Origin of the sequence: Streptomyces lancefieldiae (genome assembly GCF_031845825.1) — a bacterium.
GTDB classification, from domain to species: Bacteria; Actinomycetota; Actinomycetes; order Streptomycetales; family Streptomycetaceae; genus Streptomyces; species Streptomyces lancefieldiae.
On record NZ_JAVRFH010000050.1, the window covers coordinates 1 to 15,406 of the forward strand.

Here is a 15,406-nt window from a genome sequence, read left to right on the forward strand (position 1 = left end):
GTCGGCCTGAGCCTCTACCGAGTCGTCCGCGAGCTGCAGATACTCCTCGCGACCTGGACCGGCGCCTGCCCCACCTGTCACCGCGACATGCCAGACCCCGCACCAACATGACCAAGCCCTACTAGTGAGGTGGAGGCACTGCCGTGAACCGGTTGATGCCTGGGATTAGGTCGCTCGCGTGGCCCTGCATGCGCTCGTGACCAGCGCAAACACCTGCATATGGGGAGGGACTTTTGATCTACTGCGGAATCGACTGGGCCGAACGAACCCACGACGTCGCACTGGTCGACGACGCCGGCACGCTGGTGGCCAAGCGGCACATCACCGACGACGCGGCCGGCTACAAGGTGCTGCTGGACTTGCTCACCGAGTACGGCGACTCCGAAGAGAACCCGATCCCGGTGGCGATCGAAACCTCCCGAGGGCTGCTGGTCGCGGTGCTGCGGACCGGGAAGCGGAAGGTGTACGCGATCAACCCGATGGCCGCCGCACGCTACCGCGACCGGCACAGCGTCTCGCGCAAGAAGTCCGATCCCGGCGACGCTCTCGTGCTGGCGAACATCCTGCGCACCGACATGCACGCCCACCGCCCCCTGCCTGAAGACAGCGACCTCGGCCGGGCCATCGCCGTCCTGGCTCGAGCTCAGCAGGACTCGCTGTGGAACCGACAGCAACTCGCCAACCAGCTCCGTTGCCTCCTGCGCGAGTACTATCCGGCCGCCCTCAACGCCTTCGCCACCTGGACCAACGGTTTGTGCCGTCCAGAGGCTCGCGAACTCCTGCGGGCAGCACCGACTCCGACCCGGGCGGCGCGGCTGACCCGCACCCAGCTCCAGGCTGCGCTCAAGCGCGCTGGCCGCAAGCGCGGCATCGAGGCGGAGGCCGACCGTATCCGCGACGTCTTCCGCGCCGAGTGGGCCCATCAACCGCCACTCATCGAGGAAGCACTCGGCAAGCAGATGCTCGCCCTCCTCATCCAGCTGGAGGCCGCCTGCACCGCCGCCGACCAACTCGCCGAGGCGGTGGAAGGGGCGTTCCCTCAGCACCCGGACGCCGAGATCCTGCTGAGCTTCCCCGGGCTCGGTATCCAGCTCGCCGCCCGGATCCTCGCTGAGATCGGCGACGACCGTGCTCGCTTCGCCGACGCCCGCGGTCTGAAGGCATACGCCGGTTCCTCACCCATCACCAGGGCCTCCGGCAAGAAGTCGTCCATCACTCGCCGATGGGTGAAGAACGACCGGCTCAACCACGCCGGCTACTTGTGGGCATTCGCCTCGCTACGAGCATCTACCGGCGCCAACGCCCACTATCGACGACGACGCAAACGCGGCGACTGGCACGCAGCCGCCCAACGTAACCTCTTCAACCGCATGATCGGCCAGCTCTACCACTGCCTCCAGCACCGCCGATGCTTCGACGAGGGCCTGGCCTTTCCGGCTTCATCCGAAGCGACAGAAGCCGCTGCTGCATAGATCGACCGACTGAGCCGCCCCTCACTCAGGGATGACCAGCCCGCGGTCACGCAGCTGAGGCAGACAGGTCTTCAGGCAGTCCTCCACCGAAGCCGCATCAGTGCGCACGAGCAGGTCCTCATGGAAGGGGCCACCGTTCGCGACGAAGGTCCACGGCCTGACGCCATCGCGCATGCGCTCCGCATCTGCCTTGAAGAGCACCGTTACGCCCTGCTCGGCCAGCGCCTCCATCACGCGTACAACGTCGACCATCGTTCCACCCCCGCCCGTTCGAATAGGGAGATCACGCTACATGGGCCGGACGTCCCCGACTTGACGGCATAACAACGTGAGGTGTCTCGCCCTGGACGAGACCGCCCATCGGCGCAGCGCGCACGAGGTCGGTGCGGGCGAGGATCGTGGTCGGCCCGATGGGGATCGTGTCCGTCGGCGACTTCCAATAGGTCCACACGTCGCCGGCCTCGTGCCGGCCGGGCGGGGTCGGGCAGCGCCACAGGGTGGTCGAGCCGTCGGGGAACTGGTCCTCACTCCAGCCCGCGCACCAGCCGATCCCGGTGGATTCCAGGATATCCAGCCGTACGGACATGGCGTCATCGGTGAACTGGTCATCATCGTCGGCCCAGTTGATGTAGGGAGTGCGCACGTGGGTGAGGGCCAGATTCCTGGCGCAGGCGGCGCCGACCGGCCGGGGCAGCGTCAGCGTGCGGATGCGGGAGTCCTGCGCGAGCGCGGCCGGCAGGCGTTCGGGTGTGGTGCCGTCGAGCGCGATCACGGCCTCCCACGGCACGGACTGCCGGGTGAGGCTGGCGTGCATGGCGGTCAGGTAATCGAGGCGGTCGTCGCGCAGGCGGGTGGCGATGACGACCGTAATCAGGGGAGCGGGCAGGGAAGTCTCCGGCAATGAGGGGCGGTGCGGGTCAGCGGCGGGCCGCCGTGCGGGGCCCGGCCGACGCTGCTCCGGCAGCGGGCAGCGGCGTGCGCGTGGTGCGCGAGGTGGGGGGCGTCCGGCGTGTGGTGATGGCAGGCCAGTGCGCCGGGTGGCCGCTGAAGGGCGTGCTGGGGTCGGTGTCCCAGGCGACGAGGGGGCCCGTGCCTGTGTGAGCCATGCTGATCACTTCGATGCCCTGCGGATGCAGGACGTAGCCCCACGGCATGCCCAGTTCGCCGGCAGTTGTGTCGGTGACCGTCATGCGCACCGGGGGCGAGCCGTCCGGACTGATCAGGTGATCGAGGGTCCGGCTGGGCCAGTGTTCGCCGCCGGTCAGCGCGGCGACGAGCGTGGACGGGGCGTCGTCGAGGAGATCGGTGCCGAGTTCGTCCCAGCCGACGGTGATGTCGTCGATGAGGTGCTGGGCCATGGCCTCGACGTCGCGTCCGAACTTGTACTGGTAGGCGGCCAGGAGGAGCGGGAGGTGGTGGCTGGGCACGCCATCGAGCTGGACGTGGATGCCGCTGTACCCCGTGCCGGCGGTGGGGCGGGCGATGAAGGAGTGTGTGGACAGGAAGGTCTCCGGAGCGAGCAGAGGGCGGGAGGGTGCGGCTACGCGCGGTGCGACCAGGCGGCGACCGGGGGCCCGGAGGCGTCGGTGCGGGCGCAGGTGTAGCCGATCAGGCGGGAGGGCTCGGCCTTCGCGGGGACGGTGGCGGCGTCGTTGCACACGAACGTGTACGTGATGGAGGTGCGTGGCACGTCGTGGAGCCAGGCCCGGTCGCCCTTGCCGGGGTTGAGCTGCAGCCCGGAGTGCGCGACGGCGTCGGTCTGCGTGTGCGTGTGGGCGAAGACGATCAGCGCGCCGCCGTCTGCAGTCTTGAGAGCATAGGCGTCCGTGAAGCGGTTGTCGGCTCCGTCGAAGACGCTGGTGCCCTTGTCGCCGAAGCGTGTTACGGCATCGCTGTGGACTTTGATCTGCCGCTTGCTGGCCTTGGTCGGCGCGAGCACCTTCGTGCCGGTGTTCGTGCCGCCGGTGGCGAAGTTGTCCAGTACGGCGGTACGCAGCACGTTGGCGTCGGCGGCCAGCTGCTTGTTGTCGTTAGCGGCGACAGCTGTCGCGTATCCCTCGCGGTCGAGGGCGACGTCGGGCAGCTTCTGGCTGTCCAGGTCGACGACGGACACCATTTCCCAGCGCTTGTGCTGGGGCTGTTCGGCGAACACGGCCAGCCGTGAGGGGGCCTTGCCCTTCTCGCTGGAGAGGGCGGCGGCGAACCAGCGTTCCTGCCCGTCGGCCAGGCGGGGGATGTACAGCTTGGCGTTCGCTACGTCGTAGGACCACGCCTTGTACGGCTCGCGGTCCTTGGCGGGAAGACCTTCGGTCTCGGTGTAGTCCGAGACGGACATCGCGTACAGCGGTCCGTCCTCGACGGTGTCGAGCAGGCGCCGGTCGCGGTCGGCGTTGGCCTCGTTGTTGATCTTCGAATAGCGGGTGATGACGTCGCGGGCCTGGGCGGCGCTGAGCGCAGGCGCCGACTTCGGGGAGGCGCTGGCGCTGGGCGTCTGCCGGGCCTGGGCGGGGCCGTCTTCGCCGGCGCACCCGGTGAGGGCCAGGGCGAGGCAGGCGGCGCTGGTGATCAGCGGCAGGGTTCGGCGGGCGGTGCGGATGGAGGCTCCAAGGGTGCGCAGGGGAAGGGATCAGGGCGTGCGTCTGGCCGGTGGGGTGGCTTTCGGCGATGCCGGCGGGAGGGGCCGTGGGGGAAGGGGCGACACGTTGGCCGGGATGGAGGGCAGTCGTGGTGCCGGTGCGAGCGGAGTGAGGACCCGCATGCGGTCGTCGGCCACGTGCAGGACCTCGGAGAGGTTGCGGATCTCGGCAGCGGCGTCGGCGAGGTCGTAGGACAGGTCGAAGCCGTCGTCCTCCTCGGCTTCCTTGGCCTTCTCACCGGCTGCTTCGAAGAACTCGCCGAGCTGCGCCAGCAGGCCCTCGGTGGGTTCCAGGATCTGGTGCAGCAGGGCAGCGGCATCCGCATGCGACTCGGCTGCGTTGAGCCGGTCGGTCAGATCGCGCAGCGCCTCGCCGTAGACGTAGCGGGGGCCGTGGTGTGGTGTGCCGGGGACATCCTGGGCCTCGGGCGTGGCTGACGGTTGGGCTGGGTGTCGGTGGGGGCTTTCGTGGGGCAAGACGGGGTGCGGTAGCAGCCCGAGCTGGGCGAGGCGGTGGTCGATCGCCTCGATCAGGGGTTGGGCGCTGCCGCCGTGGCGGGCTTCGGGCTGCTGCGGAGCACCGGGGTCGTTGGAGGGAGCCGAGTCGTAGATGACCTCGAACAGCGTCTGGTCGTCGGGGTGCTCGCGAGTGGCGATCCAGCCCCCCGGGTCTCCGGGCGGTCGCTCGGAGGGCGGGTCGTGCGGCGGACTGATGACCAGGTAGCTGTCGTCGGGGAGCGAGACGCGCACGATGTAGGCGTTGAGGCCGAACTCGATGTCGCAGGGCAGTCCGCGCGCCCGTAGCGGTGTGGTGATGTGCGTGTGGCGACGCCACAGCTCCTGCCACCATCGCGTCTCCACGTCCTGGTGGTCGGGAAGCGGCGCGAGCGGGGTCGCGCGGGCGTCCGTGGGGTTCGGCTTGTCAGCGGCCACGGCTCCTCCTCCGGGACGCCGGCCGGTGTCGCAGAGTCGGCCGGCGGGCGAGGCCGGTCTCCGGCTCCGGCACCTGATCGCGGTCGAGTGCGCAGTCGTCGCAGGCGGCGCTCAGGTCGTGCTCCTTCTCGGCTTCGCGGTCGGCGAGCTGCGCTATGAGGGCGTCGAGTGCGGTTTTGCGGCGTTGGGCTTCGGCCCATTCAGCGGCGTTCACGTGCGGGGGGTGTGTCAAGGGACTCCGGGTGTGGGCGGGCTGGGGTGTTCGCGCTGGGTCGGGGCTCGGGAGGCGGTTGGAGCTGGGAGCTACCGGTGGGGCCCGGTGCCAGGGGACGGGGGCGAGGGCCGAAGGCGCGCGGTAACCCCCTGCTGGGGGTTGGTCGGCGTCGTGGGTGTGGGTGCCGGGTCGTAGATGGCACGCAGCCTGTTCATGCCGGCTTCGTCGGCGAGGGCCAGGACCGACAGCGCCCGGCTGGCCGCTGTCATCAACAGGTGCGAAGGCGATCCCTTGGCCGCGTCGCGGTTCTCCTGCTTCCACCGGGCGGCGGCGACGAGGTAGTCGCTCAGGGCGCGCAGTGCGGGTTCGGCGGCGTCCAGGACGTGGTCGGTGACCGCGTCGATCTCCGCCGGGGTCTGGGCTGCGGCGAGGGCGTCCAGGTACGGGGTGGGATCGGGCGCCGGCCAGGGCTGGTCGGGTAGGGGGTGCGCGGCGCGGAAGGGCTGTGCGTCGCGTCGTGCCCACCTCTTCAGGTCACCGCGGGTGGCGAGGTTGTACCGGGCGGCGTGGATCTGGTCGGCGTCGCGGCCGACGTTGTCGTACAAATCGAAGTCTGGGTCGCGCGGGGTGATGCGGAAGTCCTTCGGGGCCGGGGCGGGCTACAGGTCGCCAAGGTCGTCGGTGTCGGGGAAGCCGTCGAGTCCGTCGTCGAGGGGGTCCTGCTGATAGTGGAAGACGGCTTCTTCGAGGGAGGCGAGCCGCTCAATTCCGGGGTGGGCGCGGAAGGCGTCGGTACGGTCGGCGATGTACTGCTGGGTCTCGGCCTCGGAGGTGAGGATGCGTACGGCGTTGCGGGAGCAGACCCGTCCCCACTGCGTAATGTCGGTGGGGGTGGCGTCCTTCATCCACACCCAGATGCCGTTGCCGAGCTTCAGAACGGCGTCGGGGTGGTACAGGCCGCCGGTCGTGCGGCGCCGGCGGGGGCTGTGCCGGTCGCCCATGTCCCGGATGAGGCCCTGACAGCCCTTGGCGAGCGCCATCGGCATCAGGTCCTCGTGCTCGGCCAGCTCCTTGGCCAGCTCCCTCTGGAGTTCGTCGGTGTGGATGCGCCCGCGGTCGGTGGTAATGCGCCGGGCGACCTCAAGGACCAGCTTGCGCAGCGCGTCGTTGGAGATGTGGGTCACGGCAGGTCACGCTCCACCCACACCGAGGCAGCCTCGGCCAGGGCGCTGGCCGCGTGCTCGATGACCTCCCGTGTCACCGCCCTGCCGGGCGGCGCCAGATCGGGGTCATACAGGGCGAAGGTGCGCGTCCCACGGACCTGGGCCAGGGAGGGGAGCGTCTCGCACAGCAACTGGGTGGCGACCCGGCGCTGACGCTTCTCCTCCTCCACCCGTGCGCGCCGCTCGGCCCAAGCGCCCTGCAGAGAGAGGTCGCCTTCGGTGACCCGGTCGGCCAGCTGGGGATCCTCCTCGCGCAGCCGGGCGAGCTGCACCTCAGCGGAGTTGGCCTTGGCCTTGTTCTCTCGCGCTACGTCGTACGCCTCGTCCAGACCCATGGCGCCATTGATCACCGGGTCGACGAGGTCGGGCGCGTGCCGCAAGACAGTACTGGCTCGTCCGATCAGGGCCAGGGAGATGCCCGTGGCCTCCCCCAGGGAGCGCGCTGTCTGTTCCGTTTCGGAACGCGGACTCTGTTCCGAGTCGGAACGCCCTCCGTGTTCCGAAACGGAACGGGCCTTGACCGTAATCATTGCCGCCTGCCCCTTGGTGAGGCTTCGACGGCGGAGATTTACGGAGAGGACGTAGGCGTCCGGACGGTCGCCGTCATAGGTGGTGAATTCCGCCTCTACCTGGGCAAGTTCGCATGCCGCGAGCCTTCCTCGTCCGTCGAGAAGGCGACCCTCCCGGTCGAGGACGATGGGGTGCTGGAGCCCGTTCTCGCGTATGTCATCGGCGAGGGCGTTCAGGTCCTCGTCGTCGAGCGACGGGAAGAGGTTGATGGTCGGATAGGTTTCGATGGTGGCTTCCTTGCTGGGATGTTGTCAGGATTCGTGAACCCGGCGCTGCGTTCAGTGCATGCGGGCGTCGGTGTCGAAGAGTGCCAGTTCGTGGCTGTGGAGGAGGTGCTGCACGATGAAGCTGCGGCCTGCGACCTTCCACAGACCGCGCCCGCGGTTGAGGTGGGCGATGGCGTCCATCTCGACGGAGGTCAGGCCGAGTAGGGAGGCCGCGGCATGGAGCTGGTCGGTCTCCTGGCGGTAGATGATCCGGGTGGAGCAGTCCGCCAGGAGGCCCTCGGCCAGGGCGCGGCCCTGTGATCCGGCGTCGCCGGCAGTGAGCAGGTCGGACAACCGATGGATCACCATGAGGTTGGCGATACCGAGGCCGCGGCTGAGCTTCCACTGGGCCTGCATCCGCTGAAGCAGGCCGACGTGCCGCATCAGGCGCCACGCCTCGTCGTAGACGATCCAGCGCCGGCCGCCGCCGGGGTCGGAGAGGGCGGATTCCATCCAGGCGGAGGCGCAGGTCATCGCGAGGACGAGGGCGGTGTCGTCCCCGGAGCCGCCGAGGCGGGACAGGTCGATGTTGAGCATCGGCGCGTTCGGATCGAAGGCGACGGTGGAGGGGGCGTCGAACATGTCGGCCAGGTCACCGTGGACCAGGCGCCGCATGGCGTGGGCCAGGTCGCGGGCGGCGTCGCCGAGTTGGCCCGACATCATCCCGGCGGCTTCGTCGAGCGCGTTCGGGTTGTTGAGGGTGGCGGCGATGTCGCCGAGGAGCGGGGTGCGGTGTGTGTCAGTGGCGCGGGTGACGACGGTGTCGAGGGCGACGTCCAGGGCGGTGTGTTCCATGGGCATCAGGTCCCGGCCCAGGACGGTCCGGGCCAGGGAGCCGAGCAGGAGCAGGCGCCGTTTGCGGATTTCGCCGACCCAGTCGGCCTCGGCCACGCTCTCTGGGCGCGGGGCTGCGTCCAGGGGGTTCAGGCGTCCGGGCAGTCCGGGCCCGAGGGCGACGGACCGGCCGTCGAGGGCTTCGGCCACCGGCGTCCATTCGCCCTTCGGGTCGCACGGTACGTAGACGCGGTATCCGAAGGCGACCGACCGCAGCGCGAACGACTTGGCGAGGGCGCTCTTGCCCTGGCCGATCGCGCCGGCGAGGAGCAGGTTCGGGTTGGTGAACCCCTCGACCTTGCCGTACAGCGCGAACGGGTCGAAGACGAATGACGCTTCGGCGTGTACGTCGCGGCCGATGTAGATGCCCTCGGCGCCGAGTCCGCCTTCGGCGAGGAAGGGGTAGGCGCCAGCGGCGACCGCGGTGGTCATGCGGTGGGCGGGAAGTTTCAGCCGGTTCCCGCGGGCGGAGGCGGGCCCGGGGCGTCCGCCCGGTGGGTAGAGCGGAGCGGGCATCTGGTGCTCGGCGGGCGTGCTGTTGCTCTGGTGGGCGCTGGCTTCCGCGCGGGCTTTGGCGGTGGCCTCGGCGAGCTGGCGGCGGGCGGCCTTGCGGCTGGCGCGGTCGGTGCCGTGGGGGGTGAACAGCGGGCTGGCGGACGCGCGGCGGGCGCGGCGGGCGGGCCGATGACTCATCGGGGGCCCTCGATTCTGCGGGTGGTGCTCATCGCACGCAGGCCGTGGTGTGCGGGCGGAGGTCGGTGGGGGTGGTCTTGCGGCGGACGACGTGTCCGGCGGCGAGGTGGCGCTGGCAGATCGTCAGCACAGGGGGGCCCTCGGGAAGCCGTTCTGGATGACAGGCCCTTGCTGCGGTGGTGGCCTCGGCCGCGCCGGGCAGCAGGTGGAAGGCAGCGTGGACTTCGGTGGTGGCCTGCCAGAGCCTGGTGTGGGCGGTGGCCAGGTGACGTCCGGCGGCAGGGTGCGGTGGACGGGTGTGGTCGGCGAGCCGGTCCAGAAGCTGGAGCAGAGCGGTGAGGTGGGCGTGCATTACGTCGAGGTGCGGACGGTCCACGGGCCTGGGCGGGTCTGCGTCCGACGGCACCAGGGCTCGTGCGTGGTGGCGGATGCCGGCGCTCGCGGCGCGGAGGTAGGGGTGCGCGTCGTCGGGGCGCGGGGGAGAGGTCAACAGTGGTGGTCCTTCCTGCCGGTAGGCAGGGCAGCGGCGGGCGTTCCGTCGCGGTGATCCGGAGTGCAGGGGGCCAGCGCGCACGGGTGCGGCTGGTTCACAGGGCGGTGCGGGCGAGAGGGAGTGCAGAGAGGGCGAAGGCGTCCGGCTGCTGGTAGTTGAGTCTGCGGAGATCGACTCCGGAGGTGACGGCGTGGGTCTCGATCTGTGCGCAGGCGGCGTCCAGGAGGGCGTCGGTCTCGGCGGTGACGGTGACCAGGCCGGTCAGGGCCACGTCTGCGTGTCCGGCGATGAGCTGGCGTTCGCGGGTTTTGACGTCGGCGTACTCGACGGAGTCCTCTTCGGAGTCGACCTGTCCGCGGCGGGCGCGCTCGTTGGCGTCGGCGATGATCGCGGCCTTCTTGCGCTGGACGTCTCGCAGTGCGGACTCGAGCCCCTGCGGCACGTAGATAAGGGAGAGGCTGCGACGTACGCCGGCCGTGAACATGATCCCGTGCAGGAACCCGGCCCCCATCTCGGTGCGCGGCCAGTTCTCCACCCAGTACGTCGCGTGCCGCGCGCTGTCGGTGGCGAGGCGGTCGTACTCCTCGAACTGCACGACGGGACCGGCGGCTGCGGGGTCGGCCTCGGCACGGCCGGTCTCGGACCACTGCTGGAGCGCGGCGAGCGCCTTCGGGTCGTAGGCGGTGCGGATGACGGCGGCGATCTCCCGCGCGCTCAGCCACCCGGTGACCATCAGGCCGGCGTTGCGGGCGGCCTGGGCGATGGAGGCGGTGGTCTGCTCCATGACGGTGAACGCCCCGGGCAGCCCTCCGCCTGCCTGGCTGATCAGGCGCCGGGCGGCCTTGAGGTCGAGGGAGATGGCGAGGTAGGTCTCGTGCGGAGCGGCGGCCGGGCCGGCCGAGGCGACCAGTTCGGAGTAGATCTGTCCGGCGACGGGGGTCTGGGGCTGCCCGTTCTGGGTCCAGTGCCGGGTGAGCGTGTCACCGCTGTCGGGCACGGTGCGCTCCAGTACCTGGACGGTGGCGACGTGCCCGGTGCGGGCGATGCCGGCGAGGGCGCGTCCCCAGCTGGTGACGTTGTGGTTCTGGGTGGCGGTGTCGAGGAGGGCGAAGGCACGGCTGGTGACGCGGGCGATGGCGGTAAGGGTCTGCTGATGCGGGTCGTGGACGGCCGCAGCTCCGTTGGCGGAGTCGCCGGGAGTGACCACCTTCAGCGAGGCTGCGGTGCCGGGAAGGTGGAGGACGCCGTCCTGCCGGGGCCGGGTGACGGGCCGGGCGAGCCAGAGGGTCTGGCCGGTACGGCGGCGGTGCGTGTACCGGGTGACGATCGGTGCCCAGTCGATGAGGGAGCGGCCGTGGCGGCGGATCGCGACGAGTGCGCCGGATACCGCCCACAGCGGTGCCAGGGCGAGCGCGCCGAGCAGCCCGGTGGAGATCACCGTCATCAGCAGCAGGGCCAGCGTGCAGGAGACGAGGACGAGCTGGGGCAGGGAGAGGCCGAGGAGGATGCCGCGGCGGCTCCGGTGCGGGAATTTCACCGTGACCGGAGCGACAGAAAGATCAGTCATGGGGCGGGTCCTGGAGGCGCGGGTGGAATCCGGGGGCGGGAGGTGGCGTGCACGTCCCGCCCCCGGGAGTCGGGCAGGGGATCAGAGGCCGGTCGGAGGCGGCGGCGGAGCCGACCCGCTTGACGCGGCATTCTGTGAGCCGGAGGACGGTGGCGCGCCCTGCGGAGGCGGTGTCGTCGTCGGCGGAGTGGCCTGCCATCCGCCGCCCTGGCCGGACGCGGCATTCGCGCCGGATCCGCCTGGACCGGGGCTGCCTCCCACCTGGCCACTGGTGTCATCGGACACGCTCGTCGGCGCAGGCTGGACGGTCTTCTCCAGGCCGGACTTGACGGCACCGCCGCCGGGCGAGCCTCCCGTTCCGCCGCCCTGCGAACCGTCCTTGCCTTCTGTGCCTCCGCCGGTCGGGTTGGCGGCGACGTCGCCGGGGAAGCCTCCGGCGGGATCGGGACCCTGCGGTGCGGCGCCCGCTCCGGCTGCCGCGCCACCGGTTCCGGCGGTGGCCGCGGCTGCGGCGGCCTTACGGGCGGCCTTCTCGGCGTGGGCTTTCGCGATCTGTGCTCCGGCGCCGCCGGCACGGTGGATGGACTCGCCGTCGGTGCCTTCGGCCGCCCAGTGCACGAACTTGAAGACGCCGTACGGACACATCAGCACTAGGGCCATGATCACGATGCCGGACATGACGTCTGCGAGGGCGGCGATGCCGTCCTTGGCCTCGGTCTTGCCCATCGCGGCAATGCCAAGCACGAAGATCACGGTCATCAGCAGCTTGGAGACGACAAGAGTGGCGGTGGCCTCGATCCAGCCCTTGCGCCAGCGCCGGGCGACCTCCCAGCCACCACCGGCGGACGCGAAGATCGCCAGGGTGACCATGACGAGGATGCCGACCTTGCGGACCATCATCACGCACCAGTACAGAAAGGCACCGACAGCAGCTCCGAGACCGGCGACGGCGGCGACAAGCCAGCCCAGGCCGCTCAGACCCCCGATCCCGTCGACCTGCACGGTGCGCCGCACGGCCGTCTCGATATTCAGGTGGGCGGTCTTGAACAGGCCGTCGGAGACGGCGTCGACCACTTCGACGGCGACCGTGGTCAAAGCGATGGCACAGAAAGCGAACAGGACGCCGGACATGGTGCCGGTGAACGCCTGTGTGAGGGCTTGTCCGTCGCGTCTGACGGCGGCCCGTACCAGCTGCGCGCAGAACGTGGCGACCAGCAGGACCAGGCCCAGCGGCAACAGCATTTCGTAGTTGTCGCGGAACCACCCGGCGTTCAGATCGACCTTGGTGGTGGTGTTGACGGCCTCGGCGGCCAGGTCGGCTGCTGCGGCTGCCAGTTCACCCGCGGACTTCGCCATCCAGTCACCGATGGCTTTGCCGGGGTCCGAGGCGAAATCCACCGCGTCGCCGACGGCGCACAGCTTGTCCGCCAGAGGGAAATCACAGAAACCCACGAGGAGTTACTCCTCCTTTCGTGTCTCAGGCGCGGGTCACTGCGTGACGCTCGGAGCGATGGCGGCCAGATAGCAGTCGTGGTTCGGGCGGCACTGCACGGCGAGGGTCACGGCGCGTTCCTCGGCTCCGCCGCCGCCCTGCTCCCAGCTGAGAGTCTGCTTGCCGTTGACGGTGACGACGTAGATGTACGCCTCGGTGATCGCGGACGGATCCTCGGCCAGCGCCTGTTTGAACGCGCCGGGGTAGTGGCCCTCGGTGATGTGAGCGGTGGCGTGCTGGTCCTGGTCGGCCATCCGCGACCACAGCACCGGGTCGGGGACCTGGCCGGCGACCGACGTCCAGTCGGCGTACTTGGTCTCCGTGGTCATCCAGGCATGCATGCCAGCGAGCTGCTGGTCGCGGCTGGTGTCGCGGGTGTCGTAGGACCACAGCATCTGGGCTGCAGCCTTGGCGTAGGCGACTGGTTCGGCGATCTGCGGAGGCCCCGGCACCGAACCGGATCCGGAGGAAGGCTTGGGGGCGGCCCCCGAGGAGGTCGGGCTGCCGGTCGGGGCGGGCGCGGCGCTGTCCGGGGCTTGGTGGCCGTTGCCGCCGCCGGTCAGCAGGGCGACGATCGCGGCGAGGGCGAGCAGGACGGCGACGGAGGCGGCGAAGATCGCGATGCGCCGGTTGGCCGACCAGCCCGAGCCGTACGAGGACAGCGAAAGGGAAGGGAAACGGTTTCGCATCAGTGGACCTGAGACCCCAGGCCGGAGAAGAAGGCCACGATGCCGTTCGCGGCACCCAGACCGAGAGCGGCGCCGGCGGCGACGACCGCACCTTTCTTTCCGTTGGCCTCGGCCTGGTGGCCGCCGGTGTGGTGGCCCCAGGCCCAGACGCCGAGCGAGACGGCGAGGGCGCCGACGACGGCGATGATCCCGAACATGTTGATCGAGTTGACGACGTTCTTCAGCACGCTCAGACCGGGCAGGCCACCACCCTTGGGTGAGATGCCTGGGTCGTAGGCGAGCCGGATGACGCGGTCTGCGAGAGGGACGGACATAGGTGTGGCGGGGCTCCTTGCATACGTGGGCCCGGCGAGGGCCAACGGGAAGGTGAAAGCGGAGGGGGGCGAGCGAAGGGCCCGGGAGTGGCAGCGGCACCCGGCCCGCCTGGAGCGACGCCGGGCTGTAGGTTCCGATTTAATTTGTCGTCAGGTGTCCGCATGACCTTCGGCTTCTGAGTGTTGTCCAGGCTTTTTGTCGGGGATTTGTCCGGGCGAACTGTCGGATTCTTTGGGGTGTTGAGACCGCCGGGGGCGTTCGTGGTTCTGGCGCGTCAGCCACCGGCGGGCTGTGAAGGGTCCGCGTAGTGAGTCTTGGGACCAAGGCGGACATTCTGTACGCGGCTGTCGCGTTCGCTGCGCAGGTAGTAACTGTGAGCTGAGTGCGGTTTCAGCCAAGAGGTGCGGTGGCGAGCTCCGGCGATGGCGGGTGCGGTGTAGCTCGGGATATTTTCCTCACGCACAACTGTCCATCGAACGGTGCTTGCGGCGTGAGGTCGTGGCTGCCCTCGGGGGCTTCACCGCGACCTTGATGAGTTTGAGAGTCCATGACTTGCCATATAGCCGCGCCATGGCGCCGTTCCTCCGTCTGGGCGCTCCCGCTGCTTTGGACCTTCGCCCTCGGCCTGTGGGGGCTTTCGCGGCAGCACACCCTATGGCGGGACGAAGCCGCCACCTGGCAAGTAGCCCGGCGGCCCGTTGCCGATATCTGGCACATGCTGGGACAGGTCGATGCTGTGCACGGGCTCTACTACCTGCTGATGCACGGGCTTTTCGAATGCTTCGGGTCTGGTACCACGACCCTGCGTCTGCCATCGGTGCTGGCCACGTCATTGGCGGCGGCATGTGTGGCGGTCATTGCCCGTCGGTTGGCCGGCCAGTTGGTGGGCCTGACGGCAGGGCTGGCGTTCGCTCTGCTTCCGGCTGTGCAGTTCTATCTCCAAGAAGGTCGTTCGTACGCGCTGATCGCGATGGGTGCTGGGATCTCGACCCTGCTGCTGGTGACCATGCTCGAAGACCGTGGCCGCGACCGACGGCGTCGATGGACAGCGTATGGAGGCACTGTCTTGCTGTGCGCGCTGCTGAACTGGCTTTCCCTGCTGATTCTTCCCGCGCACCTGGCAACTCTGGTCTGGTCGAAGGCTGAACGCGGGATATGGATGCGATGGGCCGTCGCTTCGGCGGCCGCGGTGGCAGCCGCCCTGCCGTTGATTCTTTTCAGCCGGAGCCAGTCGGATCAGGTGTCATGGATTCCTCCGCTGACGTGGCACATGATGATCGGCCCGGCTGTCCTGCTGCTGATCGGCGGGATCGGGGCCCTCGCGGACAGGCCGCAGTCGGGCCGGCTGTCAGTTGCGGCTGTCGGCTTGCCGCTGCTGGCGGTGCCGCAGATCGGATTGATCGGCCTATCGCTGGTCCAACCGCTGTTCTTGGACCGCTATGTCTTGTTCAGCATGCTGGGTCTAGCTCTGCTGATCGGTGCAGCGCTGGGTGCGGCAGTGGCCGCACTCGGGAAGAGGTACCAGCGAACGTCGTCATGGCTCCTCCCGGTGGCTGTCGTGGTGGCAGTGTTGGTTCTCTTGCCGCAGTTGCTAGCAAAGCGCTCTCCGGAGAGTCGAGTTGATGATGTCCTGGCGGTAGCGACGGACGTAAGGCACTTGAAGAAGGCCGGAGACGCGGTGCTCTTCATACCGGCAGCACGACGTGATACGGCGCTGGTCTCACCCGACGATTTCGCCGGCCTGCGGGATATCGCTCTGGTCGAGAGCGCTGCGGCATCGGGGACATTGAAGGGCCTGGAGGCCAGCCCCGACCAGATAAGAACCGATCTCTTGTCACAGCAACGGGTCTTGTTGATCACGGATGCGCCCAATGTGGCCCGGCCAGTGTCGGCGGCGCGGGACGAGGCGAAGATGTCAGTACTGCGGGCATTCTTCACTGCGGTGGCAGATCGGCAGGTCCGCGGACGAAGAGTGACGGTGTACGAGCGGCGCTCGTAACGTGTCACATG

16 protein-coding genes and 1 pseudogene are annotated in these 15,406 nt (G+C 69.4%); 2 read left to right on the forward strand and 15 right to left on the reverse strand.

The window, feature by feature from the left end:
• The first annotated feature begins 233 nt into the window (after positions 1-233).
• Entirely contained in the window at positions 234-1,472 is a 1,239-nt protein-coding gene (locus RM812_RS32870) for an IS110 family RNA-guided transposase (RefSeq protein ID WP_311580983.1), read from the forward strand.
• A 21-nt stretch (positions 1,473-1,493) separates the two neighbouring features.
• Here the strand turns inward: RM812_RS32870 and RM812_RS32875 are convergent, their stop codons facing one another.
• From RM812_RS32875 to RM812_RS32950, 15 genes and pseudogenes are all read right to left on the reverse strand, one after another.
• Positions 1,494-1,724 carry a hypothetical protein gene (locus tag RM812_RS32875; RefSeq protein ID WP_030977339.1) on the reverse strand — a complete coding sequence of 77 codons (231 nt, stop codon included), beginning with the start codon at positions 1,722-1,724 and terminating at the stop codon, positions 1,494-1,496.
• Between the two features lie 85 nt (positions 1,725-1,809).
• Positions 1,810-2,346: pseudogene (locus RM812_RS32880) on the reverse strand (glycosyltransferase family 2 protein); the annotation flags it as partial.
• Between the two features lie 43 nt (positions 2,347-2,389).
• Positions 2,390-2,899 (reverse strand): hypothetical protein, encoded by a 510-nt coding sequence (locus RM812_RS32885; RefSeq protein WP_311580989.1) that lies wholly within the window; start codon positions 2,897-2,899, stop codon positions 2,390-2,392.
• 113 nt (positions 2,900-3,012) lie between these two features.
• Entirely contained in the window at positions 3,013-3,807 is a 795-nt protein-coding gene (locus tag RM812_RS32890; RefSeq protein ID WP_311580991.1) for a hypothetical protein, read from the reverse strand.
• Between the two features lie 291 nt (positions 3,808-4,098).
• On the reverse strand, positions 4,099-5,040 hold the full coding sequence (locus RM812_RS32895) for a hypothetical protein (protein ID WP_311580994.1): 942 nt from the start codon (positions 5,038-5,040) through the stop codon (positions 4,099-4,101).
• The gene (locus RM812_RS32900; RefSeq protein WP_311580996.1) at positions 5,030-5,254 is read right to left on the reverse strand and encodes a hypothetical protein; all 225 of its coding nucleotides are present in this window, start codon (positions 5,252-5,254) and stop codon (positions 5,030-5,032) included. The genes RM812_RS32895 and RM812_RS32900 overlap by 11 nt, the downstream gene beginning before the upstream one ends.
• A gap of 89 nt (positions 5,255-5,343) precedes the next feature.
• Positions 5,344-5,859, reverse strand: a complete 516-nt coding sequence (locus RM812_RS32905; protein WP_311580998.1) for a hypothetical protein — start codon at positions 5,857-5,859, stop codon at positions 5,344-5,346.
• A 54-nt stretch (positions 5,860-5,913) separates the two neighbouring features.
• Positions 5,914-6,438 carry a hypothetical protein gene (locus tag RM812_RS32910; RefSeq protein WP_311581000.1) on the reverse strand — a complete coding sequence of 175 codons (525 nt, stop codon included), beginning with the start codon at positions 6,436-6,438 and terminating at the stop codon, positions 5,914-5,916.
• Positions 6,435-6,857 carry a hypothetical protein gene (locus RM812_RS32915; protein ID WP_311581003.1) on the reverse strand — a complete coding sequence of 141 codons (423 nt, stop codon included), beginning with the start codon at positions 6,855-6,857 and terminating at the stop codon, positions 6,435-6,437. The genes RM812_RS32910 and RM812_RS32915 overlap by 4 nt, the downstream gene beginning before the upstream one ends.
• A gap of 468 nt (positions 6,858-7,325) precedes the next feature.
• Positions 7,326-8,840, reverse strand: coding sequence for a VirB4 family type IV secretion system protein (locus RM812_RS32925; RefSeq protein ID WP_311581006.1), 1,515 nt, complete (start codon positions 8,838-8,840; stop codon positions 7,326-7,328).
• A gap of 28 nt (positions 8,841-8,868) precedes the next feature.
• Positions 8,869-9,330 (reverse strand): DUF6238 family protein, encoded by a 462-nt coding sequence (locus tag RM812_RS32930; RefSeq protein WP_311581009.1) that lies wholly within the window; start codon positions 9,328-9,330, stop codon positions 8,869-8,871.
• A 97-nt stretch (positions 9,331-9,427) separates the two neighbouring features.
• Complete coding sequence (locus RM812_RS32935) at positions 9,428-10,900, reverse strand: SCO6880 family protein (RefSeq protein WP_311581012.1); 1,473 nt, start codon at positions 10,898-10,900, stop codon at positions 9,428-9,430.
• An 81-nt stretch (positions 10,901-10,981) separates the two neighbouring features.
• The gene (locus RM812_RS32940; RefSeq protein ID WP_311581015.1) at positions 10,982-12,352 is read right to left on the reverse strand and encodes an SCO6881 family protein; all 1,371 of its coding nucleotides are present in this window, start codon (positions 12,350-12,352) and stop codon (positions 10,982-10,984) included.
• A gap of 36 nt (positions 12,353-12,388) precedes the next feature.
• On the reverse strand, positions 12,389-13,081 hold the full coding sequence (locus RM812_RS32945; protein WP_311581018.1) for a hypothetical protein: 693 nt from the start codon (positions 13,079-13,081) through the stop codon (positions 12,389-12,391).
• On the reverse strand, positions 13,081-13,395 hold the full coding sequence (locus RM812_RS32950; protein WP_311581021.1) for a DUF6112 family protein: 315 nt from the start codon (positions 13,393-13,395) through the stop codon (positions 13,081-13,083). The genes RM812_RS32945 and RM812_RS32950 overlap by 1 nt, the downstream gene beginning before the upstream one ends.
• A gap of 548 nt (positions 13,396-13,943) precedes the next feature.
• Here RM812_RS32950 and RM812_RS32955 point away from each other — a divergent pair.
• Positions 13,944-15,395: a glycosyltransferase family 39 protein gene (locus RM812_RS32955; protein WP_311581024.1), complete on the forward strand. Its 1,452-nt coding sequence runs from the start codon at positions 13,944-13,946 to the stop codon at positions 15,393-15,395.
• Positions 15,396-15,406: the final 11 nt, after the last annotated feature.

Coding starts and splice junctions, on each gene's coding strand:
- RM812_RS32945 (WP_311581018.1), bottom strand. CDS start 13,081: ATGCGAAACCGTTTCCCTTCCCTTTCGCTGTCCTCGTACGGCTCGGGC.
- RM812_RS32875 (WP_030977339.1), bottom strand. CDS start 1,724: ATGGTCGACGTTGTACGCGTGATGGAGGCGCTGGCCGAGCAGGGCGTA.
- RM812_RS32955 (WP_311581024.1), top strand. CDS start 13,944: ATGACTTGCCATATAGCCGCGCCATGGCGCCGTTCCTCCGTCTGGGCG.
- RM812_RS32950 (WP_311581021.1), bottom strand. CDS start 13,395: ATGTCCGTCCCTCTCGCAGACCGCGTCATCCGGCTCGCCTACGACCCA.
- RM812_RS32935 (WP_311581012.1), bottom strand. CDS start 10,900: ATGACTGATCTTTCTGTCGCTCCGGTCACGGTGAAATTCCCGCACCGG.
- RM812_RS32890 (WP_311580991.1), bottom strand. CDS start 3,807: ATGTCCGTCTCGGACTACACCGAGACCGAAGGTCTTCCCGCCAAGGAC.
- RM812_RS32925 (WP_311581006.1), bottom strand. CDS start 8,840: ATGAGTCATCGGCCCGCCCGCCGCGCCCGCCGCGCGTCCGCCAGCCCG.